This is a genomic window from Sphingomonas tagetis (assembly GCF_024211275.1).
GTDB lineage: Bacteria > Pseudomonadota > Alphaproteobacteria > Sphingomonadales > Sphingomonadaceae > Sphingomonas > Sphingomonas tagetis.
Genome location: NZ_JAMLDX010000052.1, coordinates 1 through 1,116 on the forward strand (window position 1 = coordinate 1; position 1,116 = coordinate 1,116).

General features: G+C 65.9%; 1 protein-coding gene. It reads right to left on the reverse strand.

The annotated features are described in order from the left end of the window. A partial coding sequence (gene istA, locus M9978_RS22960) for an IS21 family transposase (RefSeq protein ID WP_254297491.1) occupies nucleotides 1-1,007 on the reverse strand: 1,007 nt, incomplete at its 3' end. Between the last annotated feature and the right edge of the window lie 109 nt (nucleotides 1,008-1,116).

Sequence of the window (1,116 nt, forward strand, 5' to 3'; positions counted from 1 at the left end):
AAGCCGTAGGCGGTCGGCACCGAGTAGTCGTTGGTCCGGTAGCGCACGAGCGCCATCGACGAGACCCGTGCCGCTCGCTTCTCGCAGGGCTCCAACGGTACCGCCGGCAGCGATCGCAGCGCTGCGCGATCGGCCACCAGCCGCTCGCCGATCGTCTCGGCATGGCGACCGGCATGATCGCGCTGTCGAGCGCGGCAGCGCTCTTCCAGCATGGCGTTCAGATCGTCGAAGCTGGCAGCGTGCGGGACCGGCACCATGAAGTTGGCGCGCGAGAACTTTACCAGCCCCTCGACCTTGCCCTTGTCGTTGCCCTTGGCCGGCCGCGCAAAGCGATCGCGGAACAGATAGTGGCTGCACAGCTCGCTAAAGGCACGCGTGCGTTCGCGCTTCCCGTCGCCCAGGATCTTCGCCACCGCGATCGTCGTGTTGTCGTACAGGATCGACAGCGGCACGCCGCCGAAGAACGCGAACGCCGACACATGCCCGTCGAGGAACGCCTCGGTGGTCTCGCGTGGATAGGCTTTCAGGAAGCAGGCATCCGACTGCGGCAGGTCCATGCACAGGAAGTGGATCTTCTGGCGCACCCCGCCGATCACGCCGATCGCCTCGCCAAAATCCACCTGTGCATGGCCCGGCGGGTGTGCCAGCGGCACGAACGTCTCGCTCCCGCGCGCCCGGCAGAGCCGGACGTGGTCCTTCACCACGGTATATCCGCCGGTGAAGCCATGCTCGTCGCGCAGCCGTTCGAAGATCCGCTTGGCCGTATGCCGCTGCTTCACCGGCGCTGCCTGATCCGCTGCCAGGATCGCAGCAATCACCGGCAGCAGCGGTCCCAGCTTCGGCTTCGCTGCCGGCTCCTTGCGCGTATATCCCGGTGGCAGCGAGAACCGGCACATCTTGGCCACCGTCTCCCGGTTCAGACCAAATACCCGCGCCGCCTCACGACGGCTGTGACCCTCCACGAACACAAAGCGCCGAACAGCGGCATAGCTCTCCACGGCAAACATCCCCGGCCGCTCCCAAAAGAAGCAGCCTTACCAACGGCCGGATTTTACTCCGCCACGCTCAGCACCATGCCGGCGTTCCGATGGCCTGTTTTGTCACCGCCGCATCCAC